We start from the raw sequence: 23,983 nt of genomic DNA on the forward strand, positions 1-23,983 counted from the left end.
AATCGCTGGTCATGAGCGGCACCAATATGCGCCACTATCGCCATTCAAAGTGGAGAACCCCGTTATGAGCGAGAGCGTATTTGCCGATCGCATCGTGCAGAACCTGCTCGACACCGACTTCTACAAGCTGACGATGATGCAGGCGGTGCTGCATAACTACCCGAACGTGGAAGTCGAATGGGAGTTTCGTTGCCGCAACAGCGAAGATTTACGCCCTTACCTGGCGGAGATCCGCTTTCAGATCGAGCGCCTGGCCGAGCTGAGCCTGAGCGCCGATCAGTTGGGCTTCATGGAGCGCATCAGCTTCATGAAACCGGACTTCCTGCGTTTTCTTGGCTTGTTCCGCTTCAACCTGCGCTACGTTCATACCGGCATAGAGAACAGTGAGTTGTTCATCCGCCTGCGTGGGCCGTGGTTGCATGTGATTCTGTTTGAAGTGCCGCTGTTGTCCATCGTCAGCGAAGTGCGCAACCGCTATCGCTACCGGGATATCAAGCTGGAGCAGGCCCGCGAGCAGCTGTATCGCAAGTTCGACTGGCTGACCGCCAACGCCAGCAGCGACGAACTGTCTGAGTTGCAAGTCGCCGATTTCGGCACCCGCCGGCGTTTTTCCTACCGTGTGCAGGAAGAAGTCGTGAATGTGCTCAAGCACGATTTTCCTGGTCGGTTTGTCGGCACCAGTAACGTGCATCTGTCCCGGGAGCTGGACATGAAACCGTTAGGCACCATGGCCCACGAATGGATCATGGCGCACCAGCAGCTAGGCCCGCGCCTGATCGACAGCCAGAGTGCCGCCCTCGATTGCTGGGTTCGTGAATACCGTGGCCTGCTGGGGATTGCCCTGACCGATTGCATCACGATGGACGCCTTCCTCAACGATTTCGACCTGTACTTCGCCAAGCTCTTCGACGGTTTGCGTCATGACTCCGGCGACCCGGTCATCTGGGCAGAAAAGGCGATCGCGCACTACCAGAAGCTCGGCATCGACCCCATGAGCAAGACGCTGACGTTTTCCGACAGTCTGACGCTGCCCAAATCGCTGGAGATATTCCGTGCCCTGCGTGGTCGGATCAATGTCAGCTTTGGCATCGGCACCCATCTGACGTGCGATATTCCGGGTGTTGAACCGATGAGCATCGTGCTTAAAATGGCCGCCTGTAACGGCCAGCCGGTGGCGAAGATCTCCGACGAGCCCGGCAAGACTCACTGCAAAGACCCTAATTTCGTCGCCTACTTGCGACACGTATTCAAAGTACCTGCCGACCCTTCCAGCACACCAAGCAAGGAGTGAATTCATGCAAGCCGTACAGCGTGAGATTGCTGAGCAGCTCAAGGTTCAACCGCCATTCGCCGACAAGGCTGCCCTCGAGGCAGAGGTCGCCCGGCGTATCACGTTCATCCAGGATTGCCTGGTCAACTCCGGGCTCAAGACCCTGGTGCTCGGCATCAGCGGCGGCGTCGATTCGCTGACCGCCGGCCTGATGGCCCAGCGCGCCATACGTGAGCTGCGCGAGCGCACGGGCGATGAGCGTTACAAGTTCATCGCCGTGCGCCTGCCTTACGGCAAGCAGTTCGATGAGCACGATGCCCAGGCGTCGCTGGAAGCCATCCAGCCAGACGAACGTCACACCGTGGACATCGGCCCGGCGGTCAAGGCGTTGGCGTCCGAAGTGAAAGCTTTCGAAGGCAAGCCGGCGGCTTCGGTGGACTTCGTCCTGGGTAACACCAAGGCACGGATGCGCATGATCGCCCAGTACACCATCGCCGGCGCCACGCAGGGCCTGGTGATCGGCACCGACCATGCAGCCGAAGCGGTGATGGGTTTCTTCACCAAGTTCGGTGACGGCGCCTGCGACCTTGCACCGTTGAGCGGCCTGGTGAAAAACCAGGTACGAGCCATCGCCCGCAGCTTTGGTGCGCCGGAGTCGCTGGTTGAGAAAGTCCCGACGGCGGACCTTGAAGACCTCGCACCGGGCAAGCCGGACGAAGCCTCCCATGGCGTGACCTATGCCGAAATCGACGCGTTCCTGCACGGTGAGCCGGTGCGGGATGAAGCGTTCAGGATTATTTGCGATACGTACAACAAGACGCATCACAAGCGGGTGATGCCGTTTGCGCCTTGAGGCGTGAGTGAATGAAAAAGCCCGCTGATTCAGCGGGCTTTTTCATTGACCAGAACAGGCGACGATGACGCGGATTTACTTCAGGGTCACAGTGCCTTTCATCATCGAGATGTGGCCTGGGAACGAGCAGAAGAAGCCGTATTTCTCGGCAGCATCGAGTTTCGATACGTCGAAGGTCACCGAGTCGGTTTCCTTGGCACCAATGATTTTGGTGTGGGCGATGACGCGGGCGTCACCCTCTTTGATGTAGTTCTTGTCGATGCCGGCACCCAGGCCGTCGGTGGCGATCGGCTGCATGTCGGCTTCCTTGCTCAGCACCCAGTTATGGCCCATTACGTTCTTCGGCAAGCTGCCGGAGTGGGTCAGTTCCACGGTGAAGGTCTTGCAGCTTTTATCGATTTCAATGGCCTTGGTGCTGAAGGACATTTGGTCAGTGGAGTCGATGGTGGTCTTGCACTCGGCAGCCATCAATTGGCTGCTGGCCAGCGTCAACAGGGATACCGCAACAAGTTTGGCAAACATGGTGAATCTCCAAGGCATGGTTAACGAAATTTCTAATGGACAGAAGACTGCCTGAAAATCCGGCAAGTTCCTATGACCTACGTCATAACTTGTATACAACTTTCGGGCTATGACCCCTATCGAGACAATCTACCAGTCAGACGTCCGGGGCGACCCTATCATTAGGCCATCGACCTTCAACCGGAGTGCCTGTCATGTCCATCAACAGTTTTTTGTGCAGCTTGCTCGCCGCTTACGCCTGCGGCGCCAGTGGTACCTGTGAAACGTCCCGGCGCGAAGTCTAGACCTTGGAACGCAGCGACGCTGCCTTTACTCTGTGCCCATCCTGAGCATGGAGTAAGGCATGTCTTTAACATCCGTTTGTGTATTTTGCGGTGCCAGCACCGGCACCAACCCGGCTTATCGTGAGGCAGCCGTAGCGCTTGGCCGCGCGTTGGCCGAACGCAAGTTGACCCTGGTCTATGGCGGCGGCGCCGTGGGGTTGATGGGCATTGTCGCCGACGCCGCACTGGCGGCAGGCGGTGAAGTCATCGGCATCATTCCGCAGAGCCTCAAGGACAAGGAAATCGGCCACGGCGGACTGACTCGCCTGGAAGTCGTCGACGGCATGCACGCGCGCAAGGCGCGGATGGCCGAGCTCAGCGACGCATTCATCGCGCTGCCAGGGGGCCTGGGCACCCTGGAAGAACTGTTCGAAGTCTGGACCTGGGGCCAACTCGGTTATCACGGCAAACCGTTGGGATTGCTTGAGGTGAACGGCTTCTACAGCAAGCTGACCGGGTTTCTCGATCACATCGTCGGCGAAGGCTTCGTTCGCGGGGCACACCGCGACATGCTGCAAGTGAGCGAATCGCCACAAACGCTGATCGACGCCCTGGACGCCTGGCAGCCGACCATTGCGCCGAAGTGGACGGAGCAGACACCCGGTTGATCCTAACCTTCTGTAGGAGCGAGCATGCTCGCGATGGTCGTCAACGATGACGCGGGGTGTCAGGACGCCATCGCCGCCTGAGCCTCCATCGCGAGCATGCTCGCTCCTACAGGGGCGGGGCATTCAGTCCTGCGGCATCACGGTAACCCGCACCTCCGGGTCGTGATTGCCGCCACCCAGGATCACCCCGCGCAATGGCGAAACATCGGAGAAGTCCCGGCCCCAGGCCAGGGTGATGTGTTCCAGCGCCGGTTGGACATTGTTGGTCGGGTCGAAATCCACCCAGCCCAGTACCGGGCAATACACCGACACCCAGGCATGGGAGGCATCGGCACCGATCAGGCGTGGTTGGCCCGGGGGTGGCTGGGTCAACAGGTAGCCGCTGACGTAGCGCGCCGCCAACCCTCGCGAGCGCACACACGCGAGCATCAAGTGGGCGAAGTCCTGACACACTCCCCGTCGACGCTCCAGCACTTCCACCAGCGGCGTCGCCACCTGCGTGGCTTCGGCGTCGAAAGTGAATTCGCGGAAAATTTTCTCCATCAACGCCCGCACACCCAGTAACAGCGGTCTTTGCGCAGGGAAACAGCTTTGCGAAAAGTCGACGAAATTGCGTTTGAGGTGCACATAGGGCGATTCAAAGCGATACCGACACGCTTCAAGCATCTCTGATGAAAGTGGCTGACCGCTGTAGGTCAAGGCATTACGCGTGTCTTCCCAGGCCGGCGACCGGGTGAAATCCAGAACAGGCCGCGCCAGCACTTCAACACACAGTCGCGCATTGACCTGCAATTCATCGTGAGGCCGCTCGAACGCCAGGCGTGTCAACGGATTGCCGAACACGTCCAGTTCGTCCCGGCGCGAGGTCGGCTCGGGACTGATCTGCAACTGCTGATCCGTGCAGCGCTGCCAGACACAGGTGCGAGGCCACAGGTGCGCCAGTTGCTGGGCCAGCGACACCGGACTGTCGTAGTGATAATGCGTGTCGTGGAAAATCTGGTAACGGGCGTTCATCAGACGGACACCGTGCGCTGGCTGACATCATCAACGTGGGCGAAGTGACGCAACGCCAGGCGATCCGACACCTGCCCGCTGGCGTCAGCGATTGCTTGCAGCAGGTCGGCCAGCCCATCGATTGCTGCACGAACACTGGCATCGCCAAACAGCGAATACTCGAGACAACCCAGGTCGAAGCGGGCCAAACGCTCCACCAGAAGCGGTAGCCCCGACTCGCGTGGGGCGCCGAAATCGTCATTCAAGCGTTTCAGCGTGCGGGTCACCAACTTCAGCTGGAACAACACCGCGTGAGGGTTCTGCTCGTCGAGCAGTAACAGGTCCAGCACCGGGATCAACTGCGCCACCGCCAGATAACGCGAGCGGTAGGTGATGCTGCTGTTGCCCAGTTCCAGCAGCCACTCAAGGCCCGCCTGATCGAACGCCCCACTACCGCGCAGGAACGCCGCCAGACTGGCGCTGAGAAATTGCAGGCGCTCGATCCGTCGCCCGATCATCAGGAAGCGCCAGCCTTCATCGCGGGTCATATCGTCGAGGGCGAAACCGGACAACGCTGCCAGCGACATCACCAAGCGGTTGAGAAAATCCAACAACTCGCCGAAGTCCGGATCAGCGGTTTCCAGCTCCATCGCTTCGCGCTGCAACTCCACCAGCGCCTGCCAGTTTTCCCGGGAAAGCTTGCCGCGCACCTGCGACGCCGCCCACTGCAATCGTTGCAGGTTGGATCGCAGGCTGAACGGCCAGTCATCGCCGAGCAATGCCGCCAGCAATCGCTCGGGCAAGGAGCCTTCATCGGGCAACAGCATCAGTCGCTCGCCCAAATCGACGGCAGCTTGCAGGGCTTGCGGGTCGTCGCCATCGACGTAGCGTGCCAGCATGATGCGCAGCAAGCGCGCACTGTCATCGCAGCGTTCGCAGTAACGACCGAACCAGAACAGGTTTTCCACGACCCGCGATGGCAGGTACGGATCGCGCCGCACCAGATCGTGCACGCCGATGTTTCGCTGGGCTTTCCACTGCTCGCCGCTCGGCGGGCGATCGCTCAGCACCCAGGTGTCCTTGCTCGCACCACCGCGTTGCATCGACACCACTTCGGCGTCCGCCTCGGCGGCCACTCGGGTCAATCCGCCGGGCAGCACCCGATAACCCTCGCCACTGGCCACCGCATACATGCGCATGCCGATGGCCCGTGGCTGCAATTGGCCGCCCTCGGCCTGCCAGACCGGCGCCTGGGACAACTGCGCCAGTTCCTGCGCCACGTAGGCGTAGGGTCGCGCCTGCATGCGCTCGGCGAGTGTCCGACGCTGCGCTTCGCTCAGGTCTCGCCCCAATACCGGGGTAAAGCTCTGGGAAGGGAAGGCGGGACGGATCAGCAATTGCGGCAGCTTTTCCAGCGCCTGGGCCAGCACCGGCGCCTCGCCACACCACCAGGTGGCGATGGAGGGCAGGATCAGTTCTTCGCCAAACAGGAATTGGTTGATCCTCGGCAGAAAACCCAGCAGCCCCGGCGACTCCAGCACCCCGCTGCCCAGCGCATTGGCCATCAGCACCCGGCCCTGCCGCACGGCATCCAGCAGCCCCGGTACCCCGAGGGCCGAATCGGTGCGCAGCTCCAGCGGGTCGCAGAAATCGTCGTCGAGCCGACGCATGATTGCGTGGACGCGACGCAGGCCGCTCAATGTTTTCAGGTATACCGTGGCGTCGCGCACCGTGAGGTCGCCGCCCTCCACCAAGGGGTAGCCCAGCTGCCGCGCCAGATACAAATGTTCGAAATAGCTTTCGTTGAAACGCCCGGGCGTCAGCAACACTACCAACGGCGTTTCACTGGGCGCCTGACGGGCCAGGGTTTCCTGAAGCGTGCGAAAGAATCCGGCCAGATGCTGCACCTTCATGTCGCGATACAACTCGGGAAAGGCCCGGGACACGATGGTGCGATTTTCCAGCGCGTAACCGGCGCCGGAGGGGGCCTGGGTCCGGTCCGCCGTCACCCACCAGCGACCATCGGGCGTGCGCGCCAGATCCACGGCATACAGATGTAAAAAAGTACCGTCAGGCGGTGTGATGCCCTGGCATGGCCAGAGGAAATTGTTGTGGCCGAACACCAGTTCGGCAGGCAGCAGGCCCTCGGCAATCAGGCGTTGCGGGCCATAAAGGTCAGCCAGCACCGCGTTCAGCAAGCGTGCACGCTGGGCAATGCCCGCCGACAGCTGTTCCCACTCATCGGCGGCGATGACATGCGGCAAAAGGTCTAACTCCCAGGGCCGGTCAGCACCCTTGGGGTCGGCATAGACATTGTAGGTCACGCCGTTTTCCTGGATCTGCCGGCTCAGCAGTGCCTGGCGTTGCTCCAACTGCGCGGACGTGCTGCGTTGCAATTGGTCGAACAGCCGACGCCAATGCACACGTACGCCGCCACTCTCGTCGAGCAGTTCGTGATAGGAGCCCGCAGTGAGCGGGTAGCGATCTAGCAGGTCAGGCATGGAAAGCTCGGCAGACAGCAGGAAACAGTCAGACTAACGCACGCTTGTGACGCCCGGATAGACGAAAAATCCGAGCGTCGCGCAAGGCTCAGCAACGTCGTAAATCGAGTGTCATCGGCAGCTCGTCGTTGATTTCAGAAGCGGGTATCGCCAGTTTTCCGGGACGGTGTCCGATGCGGAAGAAACGCGCCAACCGTCGACTCTCTGCTTCGTTGGCATTCACCGGAAGGCTCTCGTAGTTGCGTCCGCCCGGATGGGCCACGTGATACTGGCACCCACCCAGCGAACGCTCCATCCAGGTGTCGAGCAAGTCGAACACCAAGGGCGCGTGGACGGGAATCGTCGGTTGCAGGCAATTGGCGGGTTGCCAGGCACGGAAACGCACGCCTGCGACGAATTCGCCTACACGCCCGGTCGGTTGCAACGGCACCGGCACGCCATTGCACGTCAGTACGTAACGCTGTGGCGGCAGGCCACTGAGCTTGACCTGCAAGCGTTCCAGCGACGAATCCACATAACGCACGGTGCCGCCGGCGGTGCCCTCCTCGCCCAGCACATGCCAGGGTTCCAGTGCCTGGCGCAGTTCCAGTTCGATACCGCTGACCGCGTAGTCGCCTACTTTGGGAAAACGAAACTCCAGATGAGCGGCAAACCACTCAGCCCGTAGTGGATAACCCGCCGCATTGAGATCGACAATGACGTCGGCGAAGTCCTGCTCGATGAAGTGCGGCAACAGGAAGCGGTCGTGCAACTCAGTACCCCAGCGGGCCAGCTTCGGCGGCGCATAGGGCTCGCGCCAGAACCGTGCAACCAACGCGCGTAACAGCAACTGCTGGACCAGGCTCATGCGCGCATGGGGCGGCATCTCGAAAGCGCGCAACTCCAGCAGTCCAAGACGCCCCGTGGCGCCATCGGGTGAATAGAGCTTGTCGATACAGAATTCGGCCCGGTGGGTGTTGCCGGTCACATCGATCAGCAGGTTGCGCAACAGCCGGTCCACCAACCAAGGCGGACATTGCTCACCGGGCTCAGGCATTTGCGCGAAGGCGATTTCCAGCTCGTACAACGCATCGTTGCGCGCTTCATCGACACGGGGCGCCTGGGACGTAGGGCCGATGAACAAACCCGAAAACAGATAGGACAGTGACGGGTGGTTATGCCAGTAGCTGATCAGGCTGCGCAGCAGATCGGGCCGGCGCAGAAACGGTGAGTCGGCGGGGGTCGCACCGCCCAGTACGAAATGGTTACCGCCTCCGGTGCCGGTGTGTCGACCATCGATCATGAATTTTTCGCTGGTCAATCGGGTCAGCCGAGCCTGTTCGTACAGAAACTCGGTGCGTTCGACCAGTTCGTCCCAGGTAGCGGACGGCTGCACGTTCACCTCGATCACGCCAGGGTCGGGGGTGATGCGAAAGTTGCTCAGCCGCGGATCGCTTGGCGGCTCATAACCTTCCAGTAACACCGGGCAATGCAGTTCCTCGGCCGTGGCCTCGATGGCGGTGACAAGTTCCAGATAATCCTCGACCCGCTCCAGCGGCGGCATGAACAGGTACAACCGCCCTTCCCGCGCCTCGGCACAGAACGCGGTGCGCGTCAGCCAGGCCGCGGACTCGTCAATCAGCGGCGCCCGGTCATCCGCAACCGATGCCGTGTCAGGGCTTTGCAGTTGCGCTGTGTCGGGCAGAGACGGGAAATCCTGATTCGGATCCTGAGGATGGATGAACGGATACTCCGCAGCCTTGACCCAAGGCTGCGAAGCCAGCGGCAAGCGATAGCCCAGCGGCGAGTCCCCCGGCACCAGCCGGCAATGCTCGTCGCGCAGGTACCAGCGGCCACTCTGCCAGCGGTCGCCCCTGGCAGTGCGGGCGAGTGGCAGCACCTGGCCGATGACTTTATCCAGGCCCTGGCTGAAGACCTTACGCAGGCGTGCACGCTCCAGGGGGTCCTCCAACCGCGAGTCTTCGGCGGTGACGTTCTGCGGCAAGGCACCTTCGCGCCATAGGTAATAGAAATTGTCCTCGTAGGCGGGGAAGACAAAACGGGTCTCAATCTTCAATCGCTCGGCGACACTCGCCAGGAAACGTCTCGCCAGCTCCCCATCGGCGCCGTAGTCTTGCTGCTCATCGGCAATCAGCGCGCTGTTGTGCCAGATGGGCACGCCATCACGCCGCCAGTAGCTGTTGAGCGACCAGCGTGGCAGTTGCTCCCCGGGGTACCACTTGCCTTGGCCGAAATGCACCAGGCCCTTGGGTGAGTAATGTTTGCGCAGGCGTTGGAACAGTTCGGCGGACAGGCGGCGTTTGTCTGGTCCGAGCGCAGCGGTGTTCCATTGCGCGCCGTCCGGATCGTCCAGGGAGACGAACGTCGGCTCACCGCCCATGGTCAGTCGCACATCGCCTGCCAGCAAGTCGGCATCGATCTGCCGCCCCAGCACCTGGATCGCGAGCCACTGGTCATCGGTGTAAGGCTGGGTGACACGCGGCGCCTCCCAGATCCGCTCCACCGACATTTCGTGCGTAAACTCACATTCGCAGGGTTCGACCAAGCCACTGATGGGCGCCGCAGAGCCCGGATCCGGACTACAGGCCAACGGAATATGCCCTTCACCGGCGAACAACCCCGAAGTCGCGTCCAGGCCGATCCAGCCGGCGCCGGGCAAGTAGACTTCGCACCAGGCGTGCAGGTCGGTGAAGTCCACCTCGGTGCCCGACGGCCCATCCAGACTTTTCACGTCGGCAGTCAGTTGAATCAGGTAGCCGGAGACGAAGCGCGCCGCCAGCCCGAGATTGCGCAGCAGTTGCACCAGCAGCCAGGCCGAATCGCGGCAGGAACCGGACGCATGCTCAAGGGTGTGCTCAGGAGTCTGAACCCCCGGTTCCATTCGGATCAGGTAGCCGATGTCTTCACTCAGGCGCTGATTGAGGGCGACGAGGAAATCCACGCTCGGCAACGGCGTGCGGTCGATGCCGTCCAGATAGTCCTTGAACATCGGTGTCAGGGGAAGGGTTTCCAGGTACGGTGCCAGCTCCTTGCGCTCGTCGGCGGCGTAGGCAAAAGGGATCTTTTCTGCATAGGGCTCGAGGAAGAAATCGAACGGATTGAACACCGCCATCTCCGCCACCAGATCGACTTCCACCCGCAGCTCGTCGGTTTTCTCCGGGAACACCAATCGGGCCAGGTAATTGCCCTGCGGGTCCTGCTGCCAGTTGATGAAGTGCTGCTCTGGGGAGACTTTCAGCGCATAAGACAAAATCCGCGTACGACTATGGGCGGCCGGGCGCAGGCGAACGATCTGCGGGCCGAGTTCGACGGCGCGGTCGTAGCGGTAATGCGTGACGTGGTGCAATGCGACATGAATCGACACGGCGTGCCTCCTGCGAGCCTTGGGCGTATGCGAAAGCGCGCAAGACTTATGCCACCCGGTGGCGCTGGCGCTTTCTCCCTTTACAGGAGGCAGTACAGCACCAAAATCGGGCAATGCAGGAAATGTGCGAGGAGCAATTGCACATAAATGTTGCCGTGGAGGGCGAGGGCAAATTTATCGGTGACTGGACCGGCCTCTTCGCGGGCAAGCCCGCTCCCACATTTGTTCCTTGTACACCTGCCCCCTGTGGGAGCGGGCTTGCCCGCGAAGAGGCCAGCAGCCATCACACACAAAAAAACGCCAACCCGAAGGCTGGCGTTTCTTGATCAGCTCACACAATCCTCAGCGCGGCACCACGGGCTTGCGCGCAGGCTTGGGGCCCTTGCCCTTGGCCGCGTCCTTGCGCTCCTTGGCCGCCTGTTGGTTGCGCGCAAACGCTGCGGCCTTGGCCTGCTCGCGCTTGTCCCAAGGATTGCCGCCATCGCTGGCACGCGGTGGCAGGCCATTGTGCTGGGTCAGGATCCTGGTGGTCTTCTCACCTGCGACCTTGTGGCTACCGGCCGGGGTCGAGTTCTTGCGACGGGCGCTCTGGTAACTGTCGGTCGACGGCTGGTGCAGCGGAATGAGCTGGTTCTTGCCCGGCCCGATCAGATCGGCGCGCCCCATTCGCGTCAGCGCTTCGCGCAGCATCGGCCAGCCCTTCGGATCGTGATAACGCAAGAATGCCTTATGCAGACGACGCTGTTCTTCGCTCTTGACGATGGTGACGCCATCGCTCTTGTAGGTCACCTTGCGCAGCGGGTTCTTGCCCGAGTGGTACATCGCCGTGGCGCTGGCCATCGGTGACGGGTAGAACGCCTGCACCTGATCGGCACGGAAGCCATTGCCCTTGAGCCACAGGGCCAGGTTCATCATGTCTTCGTCGGTGGTGCCGGGGTGCGCCGCAATGAAGTACGGGATCAGGTACTGTTCCTTGCCCGCTTCCTTGGTGTACTTCTCGAACATGCGCTTGAACCGGTCATAGGTGCCGATACCCGGTTTCATCATCTGGTTGAGCGGACCTTCCTCGGTATGTTCCGGGGCGATCTTCAGGTAGCCACCCACGTGGTGGGTCACCAGCTCCTTGACATACTCCGGCGACTCGACTGCCAGGTCATAACGCAGACCCGATGCGATCAGGATCTTTTTCACCCCCGGCAGGGCACGAGCACTGCGATAAAGCTGGATCAGCGACGAGTGATCGGTGTTCAGGTTCGGACAGATGCCAGGGAACACGCACGACGGCTTGCGGCAGGCGGATTCGATTTCCGGGCTCTTGCAGGCGATGCGATACATGTTCGCGGTCGGGCCGCCGAGGTCGGAAATGACGCCGGTAAAACCTGGCACCTTGTCGCGGATCTCTTCGATCTCGCGAATGATCGACTCTTCGGAACGGTTCTGAATGATCCGACCTTCGTGTTCGGTGATCGAGCAGAAGGTGCAGCCGCCAAAGCAGCCACGCATGATGTTCACCGAGAAACGGATCATGTCGTAGGCCGGGATTTTGTCCTTGCCATACGCTGGGTGGGGAACGCGTGCGTACGGCATGCCGAACACGTAGTCCATTTCTTCGGTGGTCATCGGAATGGGCGGCGGGTTGAACCAGACATCGACTTCGCCATGCTTCTGCACCAGCGCACGGGCGTTGCCCGGGTTGGTTTCCAGGTGCAGCACACGGTTGGCGTGGGCATACAGCACCGCGTCGTTACGCACCTTTTCCACGGATGGCAGGCGGATCACGGTCTTGTCGCGGGTCATTTTCGGACTGGCAAGGATTTGTACGACCTTGGCTTCCTGCGGGTCTTCAACCTGCCCCTTCTCCTGCTCGATGGCGCAGGCCTGGGTGTCCTGGGTATTCACGTACGGGTTGATGATCTTGTCGATCTTGCCCGGACGGTCGATGCGCGTGGAATCGACTTCGTACCAGTCTTTGGGCGTGTCGCGACGGATGAACGCGGTGCCGCGCACGTCGGTGATCTCTTCGATCTTGTGGCCGTAGGACAGGCGCTGAGCGACTTCGACAATGGCCCGTTCGGCGTTGCCGTAGAGCAGGATGTCGGCGCAGGCATCGATCAGGATCGAGTTGCGCACCCGGTCCTGCCAATAGTCGTAGTGGGCGATGCGGCGCAGGGACGCTTCGATACCACCGAGGACGATTGGCACGTGGTTATAAGCTTCCTTGCAGCGCTGGCTGTAAACCAGGCTTGCACGGTCCGGACGTTTGCCCGCCATGCCACCAGGGGTGTAGGCGTCGTCGGAGCGGATTTTCTTGTCGGCTGTGTAGCGGTTGATCATCGAGTCCATGTTGCCGGCCGCGACGCCGAAAAACAGATTCGGCTCGCCCAGCTTCATGAAGTCGTCTTTGGACTGCCAGTTTGGTTGGGCAATGATACCGACGCGAAAGCCCTGGGCCTCCAGCAGCCGGCCGATGATCGCCATGCCGAACGACGGATGGTCAACGTACGCATCACCTGTGACGATGATGATGTCGCAGGAATCCCAGCCAAGCTGATCCATCTCCTCCCTGCTCATCGGCAGGAATGGCGCTGGACCGAAACATTCGGCCCAGTACTTGGGATAGTCAAATAACGGCTTGGCTGTTTGCATGACGATGACCGGTGTTGGCTTGCATGGAATTTCGCGGCCGCGGAATATAGCACAAATTTTGACCAATTCCGACGGATTCGGTCGGAAATTGTGGTGACCCTATCGCGACGGTGCGACGATTGGGCCAGGTCAGGCGATGAAGATCTTACTCATCATCATCGAAGTTGTAGCTACCCGGCGCCAGGTTCTCAAAGCGCGTGTATTTACCGATGAACGCCAGCCGGATAAACCCGATCGGACCGTTCCGCTGCTTGCCGATGATGATCTCGGCAATGCCCTTGTGCTCGGTTTCCGGGTGATACACCTCGTCGCGGTACACGAACATGATGACGTCGGCGTCCTGCTCGATCGCTCCGGATTCACGCAAGTCGGAGTTCACCGGACGCTTGTTCGGCCGTTGCTCCAGGGAGCGGTTGAGCTGGGACAGGGCCACCACCGGGCAGTTGAATTCCTTGGCCAGGGCTTTCAGGGACCGGGAAATCTCGGAAATCTCGTTGGTCCGGTTGTCGCCGCTGGAGCCCGGGATCTGCATGAGTTGCAGGTAGTCGATCATGATCAGGCCGACTTCACCGTGCTCGCGCACCAGGCGACGGGTACGGGCGCGCATTTCCGAGGGGCTGATACCCGCCGTATCGTCGATGAACAGCTTACGGTCGTTGAGCAGATTGACTGCCGAAGTCAGGCGCGGCCAGTCATCGTCTTCCAGTTGGCCGGAACGCACCTTGGTCTGGTCGATGCGCCCGAGCGAGGACAGCATACGCATGATCAGCGATTCACCTGGCATCTCGAGGGAGTACACCAGCACCGCCTTCTCGCTGCGCAGTACCGCGTTTTCAACCAGGTTCATCGCGAAGGTGGTCTTACCCATCGACGGACGGCCGGCAACGATGATCAGGTCGGCGGGCTGCAGGCCACTGGTTTTTTCGTCGAGGTCGGTGTAGCCGGTGGACAGGCCGGTGATCCCTTCACCCGTGTTGAACAAGGTGTCGATGCGGTCGATGGCCTTGGTCAGCAATTCGTTGACGCCCACCGGACCACTGGTCTTTGGACGAGCCTCGGCGATCTGGAAGATCTGCCGTTCGGCTTCATCGAGAATTTCCTCGGCAGTACGCCCTTCCGGGTTGAAGGCGGCGTCAGCGATGTCATTACTGATGCCGATCAGTTGGCGCAAGGTCGCGCGCTGGCGGACGATCTGTGCGTAGGCCTTGATGTTGGCGACCGACGGCGTGTTTTTTGCCAGCTCTCCCAGGTAACCGAGGCCGCCGACCTGGGAAGTCTGCCCTTCCTTGTCCAACTGTTCGGCCAACGTGACGACGTCGATCGGCATGTTCTGGTCGGCAAGCTTGGCAATCGCACGGAAAATCAGGCGGTGATCATGTCGATAGAAATCGCCGTCGGAGACTTGATCGAGCACACGTTCCCAGGCGTTGTTGTCCAGCATCAGACCACCGAGCACAGCCTGTTCGGCTTCGATGGAATGCGGCGGCACCTTTAGCGCGGCGGTTTGCAGATCGTATTGCTCAGGAGCGGAAATATCGTTCATGGTCACTTGGTTTTTAGAAGCAGGGATTGAAAAACGGGAGTTCCCAGAAAGACAAAGGGCACGACCTGTAAACAGGATCGTGCCCGATGTTAACCGTCTGACGGGCAAGCCGCCAGCCGATCAGGTGTTGCTTAAGCTGCTACCACGACAACGCGTACGGTGGCTTCAACTTCAGCGTGCAGGTGCACGGCTACGTCGAATTCACCTACGTTGCGGATGGTGCCGTTCGGCAGACGAACTTCGCTCTTCTGCACTTCAACGCCGGAGGCGGTCAGTGCATCAGCGATGTCGTGGGTGCCGATCGAACCGAACAGCTTGCCTTCGTCACCGGCAGTGGCAGTGATGGTCACTTCCAGCTCAGCCAGTTGGGCGGCACGGCTTTCAGCCGATGCTTTACGGTCTGCTGCAGCTTTTTCCAGCTCAGCGCGACGCTCTTCGAACGCAGCCAGGTTGGCTGGGGTCGCAGCGGTAGCTTTGCCGTAAGGCAGCAGGTAGTTACGACCGTAACCAGCCTTAACGTTCACTTTGTCACCCAGGTTGCCCAGGTTGGTGACTTTTTCCAGAAGGATCAGTTGCATGTGGAAATCCTCTTAACTTTTAACCTTCACCGTTCGCGTTATCGGCGTCTTTCGGCGCCAGACGACCGCGAAAATCAATCAGGCTGTCGACGATGGCCAGGACCACCAGCAACGGATAGATCAGCTGCATGAACAGCAACAACGTGACGTACAACCCCACCAGCCAGAACCTGGCCAGTCGCTTTTGCGCCACCAGCCCGTGAATCAGGGCCAGCCCGGCGAACACCAGCGGTACACTGCACAACGGCGTCAACATGGCCATCTGCGGACCGATGTTCGGCCCCAGAAGCATGCACGCCAGCAGTAACATCGCCAGCCCCAGCGGGAATCGGATGGTGCGAAACTCGCGACCAAAACCACCCGGGTTATACAACAACGCCTGCCAGTAGCGCCCAACAAGCAGGCTCAGCACACTGACGATTTGCAACAAGGCCGCAATCAGGCCGGTCAGGACTGGTGCAATCAGCGACGCAAAATGCGCTTGCTCATCTACCGACAGCTTCTGGTAGACATCACCGAGTAGCGACGGCATGACCTTGATCAAGGCCTGCGCCAGCAACTCGATTTGGGGAGCAAAAACTGTCCCCAGCACCACTGCAAACACCACTCCCATCGCTATGCTGACCAGCAACACGCGGGTCCAGGATTCGCTTGCGCGCAAAACCAGCGCAAGACTCGAAGACCCCAACAGCACCAGAAGTGCCCGTGGGTCGTCGGAATACAGCCACCAGAGCAATGCCGGCAGCAGTCCCAGAGCAAGCACGCCAAGGGCGTCCTGCAATCCGCGCCGCAGGAGCACGAGGCATCCAGCGGCAGCACCCAACCAATACAACAACGGCAATGCCGCGCATCCAGCCACTACGAGAGTGGCCTGCATACGGCCCCGCATGATGAACTCAGCCAAGGCACGCATGCATTCAATCCTTTGCTACGAGTCGACTACCCGGTCTCAGCGGCCGTGGCTGTCGGTGTAGGCCAGCAGGGCCAGGAAGCGGGCGCGCTTGATAGCGGTGGCCAGCTGACGCTGATAACGTGCTTTGGTACCGGTGATACGGCTTGGAACGATTTTGCCGGTCTCGGATACGTAAGCTTTCAGAGTGTTGAGATCTTTGTAATCGATCTCCTTCACGTCTTCAGCGGTGAAGCGGCAGAATTTACGACGACGGAAGAAACGTGCCATGTAATAGGCTCCTCAAAAGGTCCGTGGATTACTCGTCAGCGTTATCGCTGTTGTCGTTGTCATCACCATCAACGCCTTCGGCGTCGGAGTGCTCAGGACGGTCGCGACGCTCACGGCGCTCACTGCGGTTTTCTTCAGCCTTGAGCATCTCGGACTGGCCGGTAACGGCTTCGTCGCGACGGATGACCAGGTTACGGATCACTGCATCGTTGTAACGGAAGTTGTCTTCCAGCTCGGCCAGGGCCTTGCCAGTGCACTCAACGTTCAGCATCACGTAGTGAGCCTTGTGAACATTGTTGATTGCGTAGGCCAGTTGACGACGGCCCCAATCTTCCAGACGGTGGATTTTGCCGCCGTCTTCTTCGATCAGCTTGGTGTAACGCTCAACCATGCCGCCGACTTGCTCGCTTTGATCCGGGTGGACCAAAAAGATAATTTCGTAATGACGCATGAATGCTCCTTACGGGTTGTAGCCTGCCGCTCGAAGGCGGTCAGACAAGGAGTGAATGACACTTATGGACTTGCTTGCGGGAGACACATGCGTGCCTGCCGTCACAGCAAGGGGCGCAATTGTAGAGAAGGGAGGGGGGAGGTGCAAGGCAATTGGTGATTATTTGAACAATAGATGCAAGCTGCAAGCTACAAGCTACAAGCTACAAGCTACAAGCTACAAGCTACAAGCTACAAGCTACAAGCCTCAAGCCTCAAGCCTCAAGCCTCAAGCCTCAAGCAGATTGCCTGTAACTTGAGGCTTGCAGCTCAAAGCTCACTACTTGCGCGCAGCGCGCTGGCGTTGCGCTTCGAACAGGCAGACCCCGGTCGCCACGGAGACGTTGAGGCTGCTGACGCTGCCGCTCATCGGCAAGTGCACCAGGTAATCGCACAGGTCGCGGGTCAGGCGACGCATGCCGCTGCCTTCAGCGCCCATGATAAGGATGGTCGGACCGGTCATGTCCTGCTGATACAGGCTCTGCTCGGCTTCACCCGCCGTACCCACGACCCACAAGCCACGCTGCTTGAGTTTTTCCAGGCTGCGCGCCAGATTGGTCACGGCGACCAGTGGAATCACTTCCGCCGCGCCGCAGGCGACCTTGCGCACTGTCGGGGTCAGGGTAGCCGACTTGTCCTTGGGCACGATCACCGCCAGCGCACCGGCGGCATCGGCCGAACGCAGGCAAGCGCCCAGATTGTGCGGATCCGTCACACCGTCGAGCACCAGCAGCAGCGGCGCACCGTCGGTACGATCGAGCAGTTCGTCGAGCATCGCTTCGCCCCAGACCTGGCTGGGACTCACTTCCGCCACCACGCCCTGATGCACACCCTCAACCCAGGCATCCAGCTCGCGACGCTCGGCATTGCCGACCGGCACGCGGTTTTCGCCAGCGAGTGCAATCAGGTTTTGCAAGCGCGGCTCACTGCGGCCTTCGGCCAGCCAGATCTGCTTGACGCGCTTTGGGTGATGACGCAGCAACGCTTCTACGGCATGCACGCCGTAGATTTTTTCCAACTGACTCATGACTTCGCCTTCGGTTTACGCGCCCCGCCACTTTTGGCTGGAGCGGAACCCGCTTTTGGCGGGCCTTTACGGTGTTTGCTCGTTTTGCTCGCAGGCGCCTTGTCCGAGGTGGAACGCGAGGACTTGCCACCGCTTTTCGCTTCGGACAGCAACGCCTTTTTCATCTCGCGGCTTTTGCGCACCTCGGCGTTCTTCGCCGCGGCATCGCTCGAGCGGTAGGCCTCGGCAGGTTTTTCCTTGGCAGTGCGACGACCGGTTTTTGCCGCAGCCGGCTCAGACGCCTTGGTGGAAGCTGGCGCAGCCGTGTCGGACCCGCGCTTCTTGCGACCGATCGGCGCGCTGATGGTTTTCTCAGCCATCTCGAAGTCGATCTTGCGCTCGTCGAGATCAACGCGCATCACGCGCACTTCGACGGTATCGCCCAGGCGGAAGCTGCGACCGGTGCGTTCACCCGCGAGGCGATGGTGCACAGGATCGAAGTGGTAGTAATCACCCGGCAACGCCGTGACATGCACCAAACCTTCGACGTAGATGTCGGTCAGTTCGACGAACAGGCCAAACCCGGTCACCGCAGTGATCACGCCCGGGAACGACTCGCCCACGCGGTCTTTCATGAACTCGCACTTGAGCCAGTTCACCACGTCACGAGTCGCTTCGTCGGCGCGACGCTCGTTCATCGAGCACTGTTCGCCCAACTGCTCCAGCGCCGCCTCGTCGTAAGGGTAGATGCGAGCCTTGGGAATGCTCATCGCACCGGCCCGACGAACGTGCGGGGTGTTCTGCTTGGAGTGAATGACGCTGCGGATCGCCCGATGCGTGAGCAGGTCCGGGTAGCGACGAATCGGCGAAGTGAAGTGGGTGTAGGCCTCGTAATTCAGGCCGAAGTGGCCCTGGTTATCGGAGGTGTACACCGCCTGGCTCAGCGAACGCAGCATCACGGTCTGGATCAGGTGGAAGTCCGGACGATCCTTGATGCCGGCCAGCAACGCCTGATAATCCTTGGGCGATGGACCGTCCTTGCCTTTGTGCAGGGACAGGCCCAACTCACCCAGGAAGGTACGCAGCTTTTCCAGGCGCTCAGGCGGCGGACCGTCGTGAACGCGGTACAGCGCAGGGATTTCGTGCTTCTGCAGGAATTCGGCGGTGGCCACGTTGGCGGCCAGCATGCATTCCTCGATCAGCTTGTGCGCGTCGTTGCGCACGGTCGGGCGAATTTCCGCGATCTTGCGCTCGGAACCGAAGATGATCCGGGTTTCCTGGGTTTCAAAATCGATCGCGCCACGCACATGGCGGGCAGCCAGCAACACCTTGTACAGCGCATAAAGCTGCTTGAGATGCGGCACGATATCGGTGTATTCACCACGCAGCTTGCGCGCCTCGGCGGCTTTGGGCGTTTCGAGCATGGCGCTGACCTTGTTGTAGGTCAGGCGTGCATGAGAGTGAATGACCGCTTCATAGAAGCAGTAATCGGTCATCTCACCGGTTTTCGAGATGGTCATCTCGCAAACCATGGCCAACCGGTCGACCATCGGGTTCAGCGAGCACAGGCCGTTGGACAACTGCTCGGGCAACATCGGAATCACGCGCTCGGGGAAGTACACCGAGTTACCGCGAACCTGGGCCTCGGCATCCAGCGCCGAACCGAGCTTCACGTAGCTGGAGACGTCGGCAATCGCCACGTACAGCTTCCAGCCACCGGAGAACAGGCGCAGCTTGCCCGGGCGGGCCTCGCAATACACCGCGTCATCGAAGTCGCGGGCATCTTCACCGTCGATGGTGACGAACGGCAGATGGCGCAGGTCGATGCGCTTCTCTTTATCCTTTTCTTCGACTTCCGGCTTGAGCTTGGCGGCTTCCTTGAGTACTGCATCGGGCCAGACGTGCGGAATATCGTAGGTGCGCAGAGCAATGTCGATCTCCATACCCGGCGCCATGTAGTTGCCCACGACTTCAATGACATCGCCCTGGGGCTGGAAGCGTGGCGTCGGCCAGTGGGTGATCTTCACTTCGACGAACTGACCGATGTCGGCGTTGGCGTTGCGACCCGGTGTCACCAGCACTTCCTGCTGGATCTTCGGATTGTCCGCCACCACGAAGCCGATACCGCCTTCTTCGAAGTAACGACCGACGATGGTTTCGTGAGCACGGGACACGACTTCGACGATCATGCCTTCACGACGACCGCGACGATCCAGGCCAGACACACGGGCCAATGCACGGTCACCATCGAACACCAGGCGCATTTGCGCGGGGCTCATGAACAAATCGTCACTGCCGTCGTCCGGCACCAGGAAGCCGAAACCATCGCGGTGACCGCTGATGCGGCCCAGGATCAAGTCGAGCTTGTCCACCGGCGCATAAGTGCCACGACGGGTATAAATGAGTTGAGCATCGCGCTCCATCGCGCGCAGCCGCCGGCGCAGCGCTTCGATCTGGTCTTCGGTGACCAGGCCGAACTCTTCGACCAACTGCTCGCGGTTAGCAGGCGAACCTCGATCAGCAAGGTGCTGAAGGATCAGTTCGCGGCTAGGAATAGGGTTTTCATATTTTTCCGCTTCACGAGCGGCCTCGGGATCGAGGGACTGCCAATCGGCCATTAGAGAGTTTTCACCTTGTCTATATACGCGTTAGTTTGGCATAGGCGTAATGAAACGGGAAATTTCGGACTGCATCGACTCGCCTAAAGCCCCTTTATGGACACCGCAGAGCTGGTAAAAATGCCGTCGGTAACATTTTTCATGTTTTTTTGAAGGCAGGGGTTTACAGTTAAAAAGACGCTCCGTATAGTGCGCGCCATCGACGACGCACTAGCGCTGCCGATACTGCCCAGATGGTGAAATTGGTAGACACGCCAGCTTCAGGTGCTGGTGACCTTACGGTCGTGGAAGTTCGAGTCTTCTTCTGGGCACCAATTTCGAGCTTGAGATTAGATCAATTTCAAGGCTCCCACAAAAACCCGCGAAAGCGGGTTTTTGCATTCTAAGCATTTGATTTATTAAAACCAAATCAGGGGTTTACAGATCAAAAAGCTCTCCGTATAGTGCGCCACATCAACAGCGGCAACGCTCGCGATGAATGCCCAGATGGTGAAATTGGTAGACACGCCAGCTTCAGGTGCTGGTGACCTTACGGTCGTGGAAGTTCGAGTCTTCTTCTGGGCACCAATTTCAAATTCAGGATCACGATTCTGAATTTCACAAAAACCCGCGAAAGCGGGTTTTTGCGTTTCTGCCCCCCCCTGAAATTCCATACCCCCTGTAGGAGCGAGCATGCTCGCGATGGTCGCCCAGACACCGTTGAGTGTCAGGCAGCCAGCGCAATCGTTGACGACCATCGCGAGCATGCTCGCTCCTACAGGTTTCAGCCCCAGGTCCATACCAAAGGCAATACCAACCCGCAAGGCGCACATGAGAAACAATATCGTTTATCATTGTTGCAAGTTTTTGCAATGCGACAGTGAGGAACCCTGCGAATGATGTTTCGAAATACCCTGCGCCGCGGCCTGACCTTCACCCTGCTCGGCCTGACACTCGCCACTCCCCTCACCCAGGCTGCCGACCCGGTTTCCCTGACCCTCTATAACGGCCAACACAAGGAAGTCGGCGACGCCGTCGCCAAGGCGTTCGAGGCCAAGACCGGGATTCACGTCAATGTGCGCAAGGGCAGCAGCAACCAACTGGCCAGCCAGGTCGTCGAAGAAGGCGATCGCTCTCCCGCCGACGTGATCTACACCGAAGAATCTCCCCCACTGAACAAACTCGGCGAGCAGGGCCTGCTGGCCCAGACCGACGCCACCACCCTCGCCGTCCTGCCCAAAGACTACGTCGCAAGCAATGGCACCTGGATCGGCGTGACCGCGCGGGTTCGTGTGGTGGCCTTCAACCCTAAACTGATCGATGAAAAAGACCTCCCCAAGTCGGTAATGGAATTTTCCGACCCGAAATGGCAAGGCAAGGTTGGCTTCGTGCCTACCAGCGGCGCGTTCCAGGAACAGGCCGTCGCCATCATCAAGGTGCACGGCATGGACGCGGCCGAGGAATGGCTGACTGGGCTGCGCGCCTTCGGCAAGACGTACAGCAACAACATGGTCGCACTCAAGGCCGTGGAAAACGGTGAAGTCGCCACTGTCCTGGTGAACAACTATTACTGGTTCGCCCTGCAGCGTGAAAAAGGCCAGCTTGATTCGAAACTGCATTATTTCACCGGCGGCGACGTCGGCGGGCTGATCACCGTTTCCAGCGCGGCCGTCCTGAAATCCAGCAAGCATCCCAAAGAAGCCCAGCAGTTGCTCGCCTACATGGCTAGCGAAGAAGGCCAGCGCGTGATCACCCAGACCACCGCCGAGTACCCGCTGCACAAAGGCATGGAGTCGGATCGCGGCCTCAAGCCCTTCAGCGAGCTGCAAGCCCCCAACGTCACGCCGGCCGACCTCGGCAACGCTGAAGAAGCCCTGGACCTGGAACGCGACGTTGGCTTGAACTGATGAGCGCATCGTTATCTGCCCCCGCCGCGCGCGGGGGTCATGTGCCACGGCGCAAGCGGCCGTCGATCTGGTTGCTGCTGCCAGTGCTGTTGCTGGTGCTACTGAGCCTGTTGCCGCTGGTCTATGTCGGCCTGAAAACCTGGCAGGCCGGCTGGGCCGAGGCACTGCACCTGTTGTGGCGACCTTATGTGTTCGGCCTGTTGCGCAATACGCTGGCATTGATGGCGGGCGTGACGGTGGCCTGCGGCATCATCGGCCTTTCGCTGGCCTGGCTGCTGGAGCGCAGCAATTTGCCGGGACGGCGACTGTGGGGGGTGATCCTCTGCCTGCCGTTCGCCGTGCCGGCGTTTGTCAGCAGCTTTACCTGGGTTTCCCTGAGCGCGCATTTCGAAGGCCTGGGCGGCGCCATCCTGGTGATGACCCTGTCCAAATACCCACTGATCTTCCTGCCGGTAGCGGCCACGCTGCGTAATCTCGACCCATCCCTGGAAGAATCCGCGCGCACATTGGGTCAGAACCGCTGGGGCGTGTTCTTCAAGATCACCCTGCCGCTGCTCTGGCCATCCCTGCTGGCCGGCTCGCTGCTCATCGCACTGCACATGCTTGTGGAGTTCGGTGCGCTGTCGATCATCGGCCTGCAAACCTTTACCACGGCGATCTATCAGCAGTTCGAGCTGGAGTTCAGCAATGCCAACGCGGCAATGCTGTCCGCAGTACTGCTGGCGCTGTGCCTGATGCTGTTGTGGCTCGAGCTACGGATGCGTGGCAAGGGCCGCCACGTGCGCACCGGCCAGGGGGCGGCACGACGTGCAGAGCAGGTTCGGCTTGGGCACTGGGCTGTCGCCGGGCAACTTTACTGCCTGGCGCTGGCGATCATCGGCAGCGGCATTCCCCTGGGCATGCTGGCGTATTGGTTGATGGTGGGTTCCTCGGCGGCGTTTCCCGTGGCCGCGATCACCGAGGCGCTCCTGTCGTCACTCGCGCTGTCTCTGGGCGGCGCCGCGCTGTGCCTGGTGCTGGCGGTGCCAGTGGGACTGCTGGTGGTGCGCCACAAGGGTCGACTGGCCATCTGGGCTGAGCGCCTGCCTTATCTGTTGCATGCGCTGCCGGGACTGGTGATTGCCCTGACCCTGGTGTATTTCGCCCTGCATTACGTGCCGGTGCTGTATCAGACCTCGGCATTGCTGCTGATTGCGTATGCTCTGCTGTTCTTGCCGCTGGCACAGGCGCCGATTCGCACAGCACTGAACAAGGCCGCGCCGCAACTGGAAGAAGCCGCCCGCACCTTGGGCGCATCATCGTTCAGCGCATTTTGCCGCATCACCTTGCCGATCATCTTCCCGGCACTAGGGGCGGCGTTTGCGCTGGTGTTCCTGGACGCGATGAAGGAATTGACGGCGACCCTGCTGCTAAGCCCCACGGGGCTCAACACTTTGGCAACAGAGGTTTGGGCGCACACGGCGAATGTGGAGTTTGCAGCGGCAGCGCCTTATGCGGCGCTGTTGATTGTGGTGTCGGGGTTGCCGGTTTATCTGTTGACGACGCGGATGTATCTGAACCGCTGATACCGCTATCGCGGGCAAGCCCGCTCCTACAGGAAATC

At 60.3% G+C, this 23,983-nt stretch carries 17 protein-coding genes and 2 tRNA genes; 7 read left to right on the plus strand and 12 right to left on the minus strand.

The window, feature by feature from the left end:
• Positions 1-64: 64 nt before the first annotated feature.
• Both pncB and nadE read left to right on the plus strand, forming a co-directional pair.
• Entirely contained in the window at positions 65-1,291 is a 1,227-nt protein-coding gene (pncB, locus tag AB4N33_RS19120) for a nicotinate phosphoribosyltransferase (protein WP_476458015.1), read from the plus strand.
• A 4-nt stretch (positions 1,292-1,295) separates the two neighbouring features.
• Complete coding sequence (gene nadE / locus AB4N33_RS19125) at positions 1,296-2,123, plus strand: ammonia-dependent NAD(+) synthetase (RefSeq protein ID WP_476458016.1); 828 nt, start codon at positions 1,296-1,298, stop codon at positions 2,121-2,123.
• A gap of 75 nt (positions 2,124-2,198) precedes the next feature.
• Here nadE and azu read toward each other — a convergent pair whose 3' ends face one another.
• A complete protein-coding gene (gene azu, locus AB4N33_RS19130) occupies positions 2,199-2,645 on the minus strand; it encodes an azurin (RefSeq protein ID WP_460118563.1) in 447 nt (148 codons plus the stop codon).
• Between the two features lie 343 nt (positions 2,646-2,988).
• Here azu and AB4N33_RS19135 point away from each other — a divergent pair, with 343 nt between their 5' ends.
• On the plus strand, positions 2,989-3,576 hold the full coding sequence (locus tag AB4N33_RS19135; RefSeq protein ID WP_476458017.1) for an LOG family protein: 588 nt from the start codon (positions 2,989-2,991) through the stop codon (positions 3,574-3,576).
• A gap of 123 nt (positions 3,577-3,699) precedes the next feature.
• On the opposite strand, the gene AB4N33_RS19140 is transcribed toward AB4N33_RS19135, so the two are convergent.
• The 11 genes from AB4N33_RS19140 to rnr form a co-directional block, all read right to left on the minus strand.
• Positions 3,700-4,590: a transglutaminase family protein gene (locus AB4N33_RS19140; RefSeq protein WP_460118567.1), complete on the minus strand. Its 891-nt coding sequence runs from the start codon at positions 4,588-4,590 to the stop codon at positions 3,700-3,702.
• Positions 4,590-7,070 carry a circularly permuted type 2 ATP-grasp protein gene (locus tag AB4N33_RS19145; protein ID WP_476458018.1) on the minus strand — a complete coding sequence of 827 codons (2,481 nt, stop codon included), beginning with the start codon at positions 7,068-7,070 and terminating at the stop codon, positions 4,590-4,592. The genes AB4N33_RS19140 and AB4N33_RS19145 overlap by 1 nt, the downstream gene beginning before the upstream one ends.
• A gap of 88 nt (positions 7,071-7,158) precedes the next feature.
• The gene (locus AB4N33_RS19150; RefSeq protein WP_476458019.1) at positions 7,159-10,434 is read right to left on the minus strand and encodes a transglutaminase family protein; all 3,276 of its coding nucleotides are present in this window, start codon (positions 10,432-10,434) and stop codon (positions 7,159-7,161) included.
• A gap of 342 nt (positions 10,435-10,776) precedes the next feature.
• Positions 10,777-13,080 (minus strand): YgiQ family radical SAM protein, encoded by a 2,304-nt coding sequence (locus AB4N33_RS19155; protein ID WP_460118572.1) that lies wholly within the window; start codon positions 13,078-13,080, stop codon positions 10,777-10,779.
• Between the two features lie 145 nt (positions 13,081-13,225).
• Positions 13,226-14,623, minus strand: coding sequence for a replicative DNA helicase (gene dnaB / locus AB4N33_RS19160; protein WP_460118574.1), 1,398 nt, complete (start codon positions 14,621-14,623; stop codon positions 13,226-13,228).
• A gap of 131 nt (positions 14,624-14,754) precedes the next feature.
• The gene (rplI, locus tag AB4N33_RS19165) at positions 14,755-15,201 is read right to left on the minus strand and encodes a 50S ribosomal protein L9 (protein ID WP_007973276.1); all 447 of its coding nucleotides are present in this window, start codon (positions 15,199-15,201) and stop codon (positions 14,755-14,757) included.
• A gap of 19 nt (positions 15,202-15,220) precedes the next feature.
• Entirely contained in the window at positions 15,221-16,114 is an 894-nt protein-coding gene (locus tag AB4N33_RS19170) for a YybS family protein (protein WP_460118575.1), read from the minus strand.
• Between the two features lie 36 nt (positions 16,115-16,150).
• On the minus strand, positions 16,151-16,381 hold the full coding sequence (gene rpsR, locus AB4N33_RS19175) for a 30S ribosomal protein S18 (protein WP_002551829.1): 231 nt from the start codon (positions 16,379-16,381) through the stop codon (positions 16,151-16,153).
• 28 nt (positions 16,382-16,409) lie between these two features.
• A complete protein-coding gene (gene rpsF, locus AB4N33_RS19180; RefSeq protein WP_476458020.1) occupies positions 16,410-16,832 on the minus strand; it encodes a 30S ribosomal protein S6 in 423 nt (140 codons plus the stop codon).
• Positions 16,833-17,150: 318 nt separating this feature from the next.
• The gene (gene rlmB / locus AB4N33_RS19185) at positions 17,151-17,897 is read right to left on the minus strand and encodes a 23S rRNA (guanosine(2251)-2'-O)-methyltransferase RlmB (protein ID WP_460118577.1); all 747 of its coding nucleotides are present in this window, start codon (positions 17,895-17,897) and stop codon (positions 17,151-17,153) included.
• Entirely contained in the window at positions 17,894-20,494 is a 2,601-nt protein-coding gene (rnr, locus tag AB4N33_RS19190; protein ID WP_476458021.1) for a ribonuclease R, read from the minus strand. The genes rlmB and rnr overlap by 4 nt, the downstream gene beginning before the upstream one ends.
• Positions 20,495-20,721: 227 nt before the next feature.
• Here rnr and AB4N33_RS19195 point away from each other — a divergent pair.
• From AB4N33_RS19195 to AB4N33_RS19210, 4 genes are all read left to right on the plus strand, one after another.
• Positions 20,722-20,808 (plus strand) — tRNA-Leu (locus tag AB4N33_RS19195).
• Between the two features lie 166 nt (positions 20,809-20,974).
• Positions 20,975-21,061, plus strand: a tRNA-Leu gene (locus AB4N33_RS19200).
• Positions 21,062-21,369: 308 nt separating this feature from the next.
• Complete coding sequence (locus AB4N33_RS19205) at positions 21,370-22,380, plus strand: extracellular solute-binding protein (RefSeq protein WP_476458022.1); 1,011 nt, start codon at positions 21,370-21,372, stop codon at positions 22,378-22,380.
• Positions 22,380-23,945, plus strand: a complete 1,566-nt coding sequence (locus AB4N33_RS19210; RefSeq protein WP_460118583.1) for an ABC transporter permease — start codon at positions 22,380-22,382, stop codon at positions 23,943-23,945. Before AB4N33_RS19205 ends, AB4N33_RS19210 begins: the two co-directional genes overlap by 1 nt.
• Positions 23,946-23,983 lie beyond the last annotated feature (38 nt).

The sequence above is a fragment of the Pseudomonas sp. S1_E05 genome (assembly GCF_056337105.1).

What these genes read in the sequence shown, in the direction of transcription:
- pncB (WP_476458015.1), top strand. Translation starts at nt 65, where the DNA reads ATGAGCGAGAGCGTATTTGCCGATCGCATCGTGCAGAACCTGCTCGAC.
- nadE (WP_476458016.1), top strand. Translation starts at nt 1,296, where the DNA reads ATGCAAGCCGTACAGCGTGAGATTGCTGAGCAGCTCAAGGTTCAACCG.
- azu (WP_460118563.1), bottom strand. Translation starts at nt 2,645, where the DNA reads ATGTTTGCCAAACTTGTTGCGGTATCCCTGTTGACGCTGGCCAGCAGC.
- AB4N33_RS19135 (WP_476458017.1), top strand. Translation starts at nt 2,989, where the DNA reads ATGTCTTTAACATCCGTTTGTGTATTTTGCGGTGCCAGCACCGGCACC.
- AB4N33_RS19140 (WP_460118567.1), bottom strand. Translation starts at nt 4,590, where the DNA reads ATGAACGCCCGTTACCAGATTTTCCACGACACGCATTATCACTACGAC.
- AB4N33_RS19145 (WP_476458018.1), bottom strand. Translation starts at nt 7,070, where the DNA reads ATGCCTGACCTGCTAGATCGCTACCCGCTCACTGCGGGCTCCTATCAC.
- AB4N33_RS19155 (WP_460118572.1), bottom strand. Translation starts at nt 13,080, where the DNA reads ATGCAAACAGCCAAGCCGTTATTTGACTATCCCAAGTACTGGGCCGAA.
- dnaB (WP_460118574.1), bottom strand. Translation starts at nt 14,623, where the DNA reads ATGAACGATATTTCCGCTCCTGAGCAATACGATCTGCAAACCGCCGCG.
- rplI (WP_007973276.1), bottom strand. Translation starts at nt 15,201, where the DNA reads ATGCAACTGATCCTTCTGGAAAAAGTCACCAACCTGGGCAACCTGGGT.
- AB4N33_RS19170 (WP_460118575.1), bottom strand. Translation starts at nt 16,114, where the DNA reads ATGCGTGCCTTGGCTGAGTTCATCATGCGGGGCCGTATGCAGGCCACT.
- rpsR (WP_002551829.1), bottom strand. Translation starts at nt 16,381, where the DNA reads ATGGCACGTTTCTTCCGTCGTCGTAAATTCTGCCGCTTCACCGCTGAA.
- rpsF (WP_476458020.1), bottom strand. Translation starts at nt 16,832, where the DNA reads ATGCGTCATTACGAAATTATCTTTTTGGTCCACCCGGATCAAAGCGAG.
- rlmB (WP_460118577.1), bottom strand. Translation starts at nt 17,897, where the DNA reads ATGAGTCAGTTGGAAAAAATCTACGGCGTGCATGCCGTAGAAGCGTTG.
- rnr (WP_476458021.1), bottom strand. Translation starts at nt 20,494, where the DNA reads ATGGCCGATTGGCAGTCCCTCGATCCCGAGGCCGCTCGTGAAGCGGAA.
- AB4N33_RS19205 (WP_476458022.1), top strand. Translation starts at nt 21,370, where the DNA reads ATGATGTTTCGAAATACCCTGCGCCGCGGCCTGACCTTCACCCTGCTC.
- AB4N33_RS19210 (WP_460118583.1), top strand. Translation starts at nt 22,380, where the DNA reads ATGAGCGCATCGTTATCTGCCCCCGCCGCGCGCGGGGGTCATGTGCCA.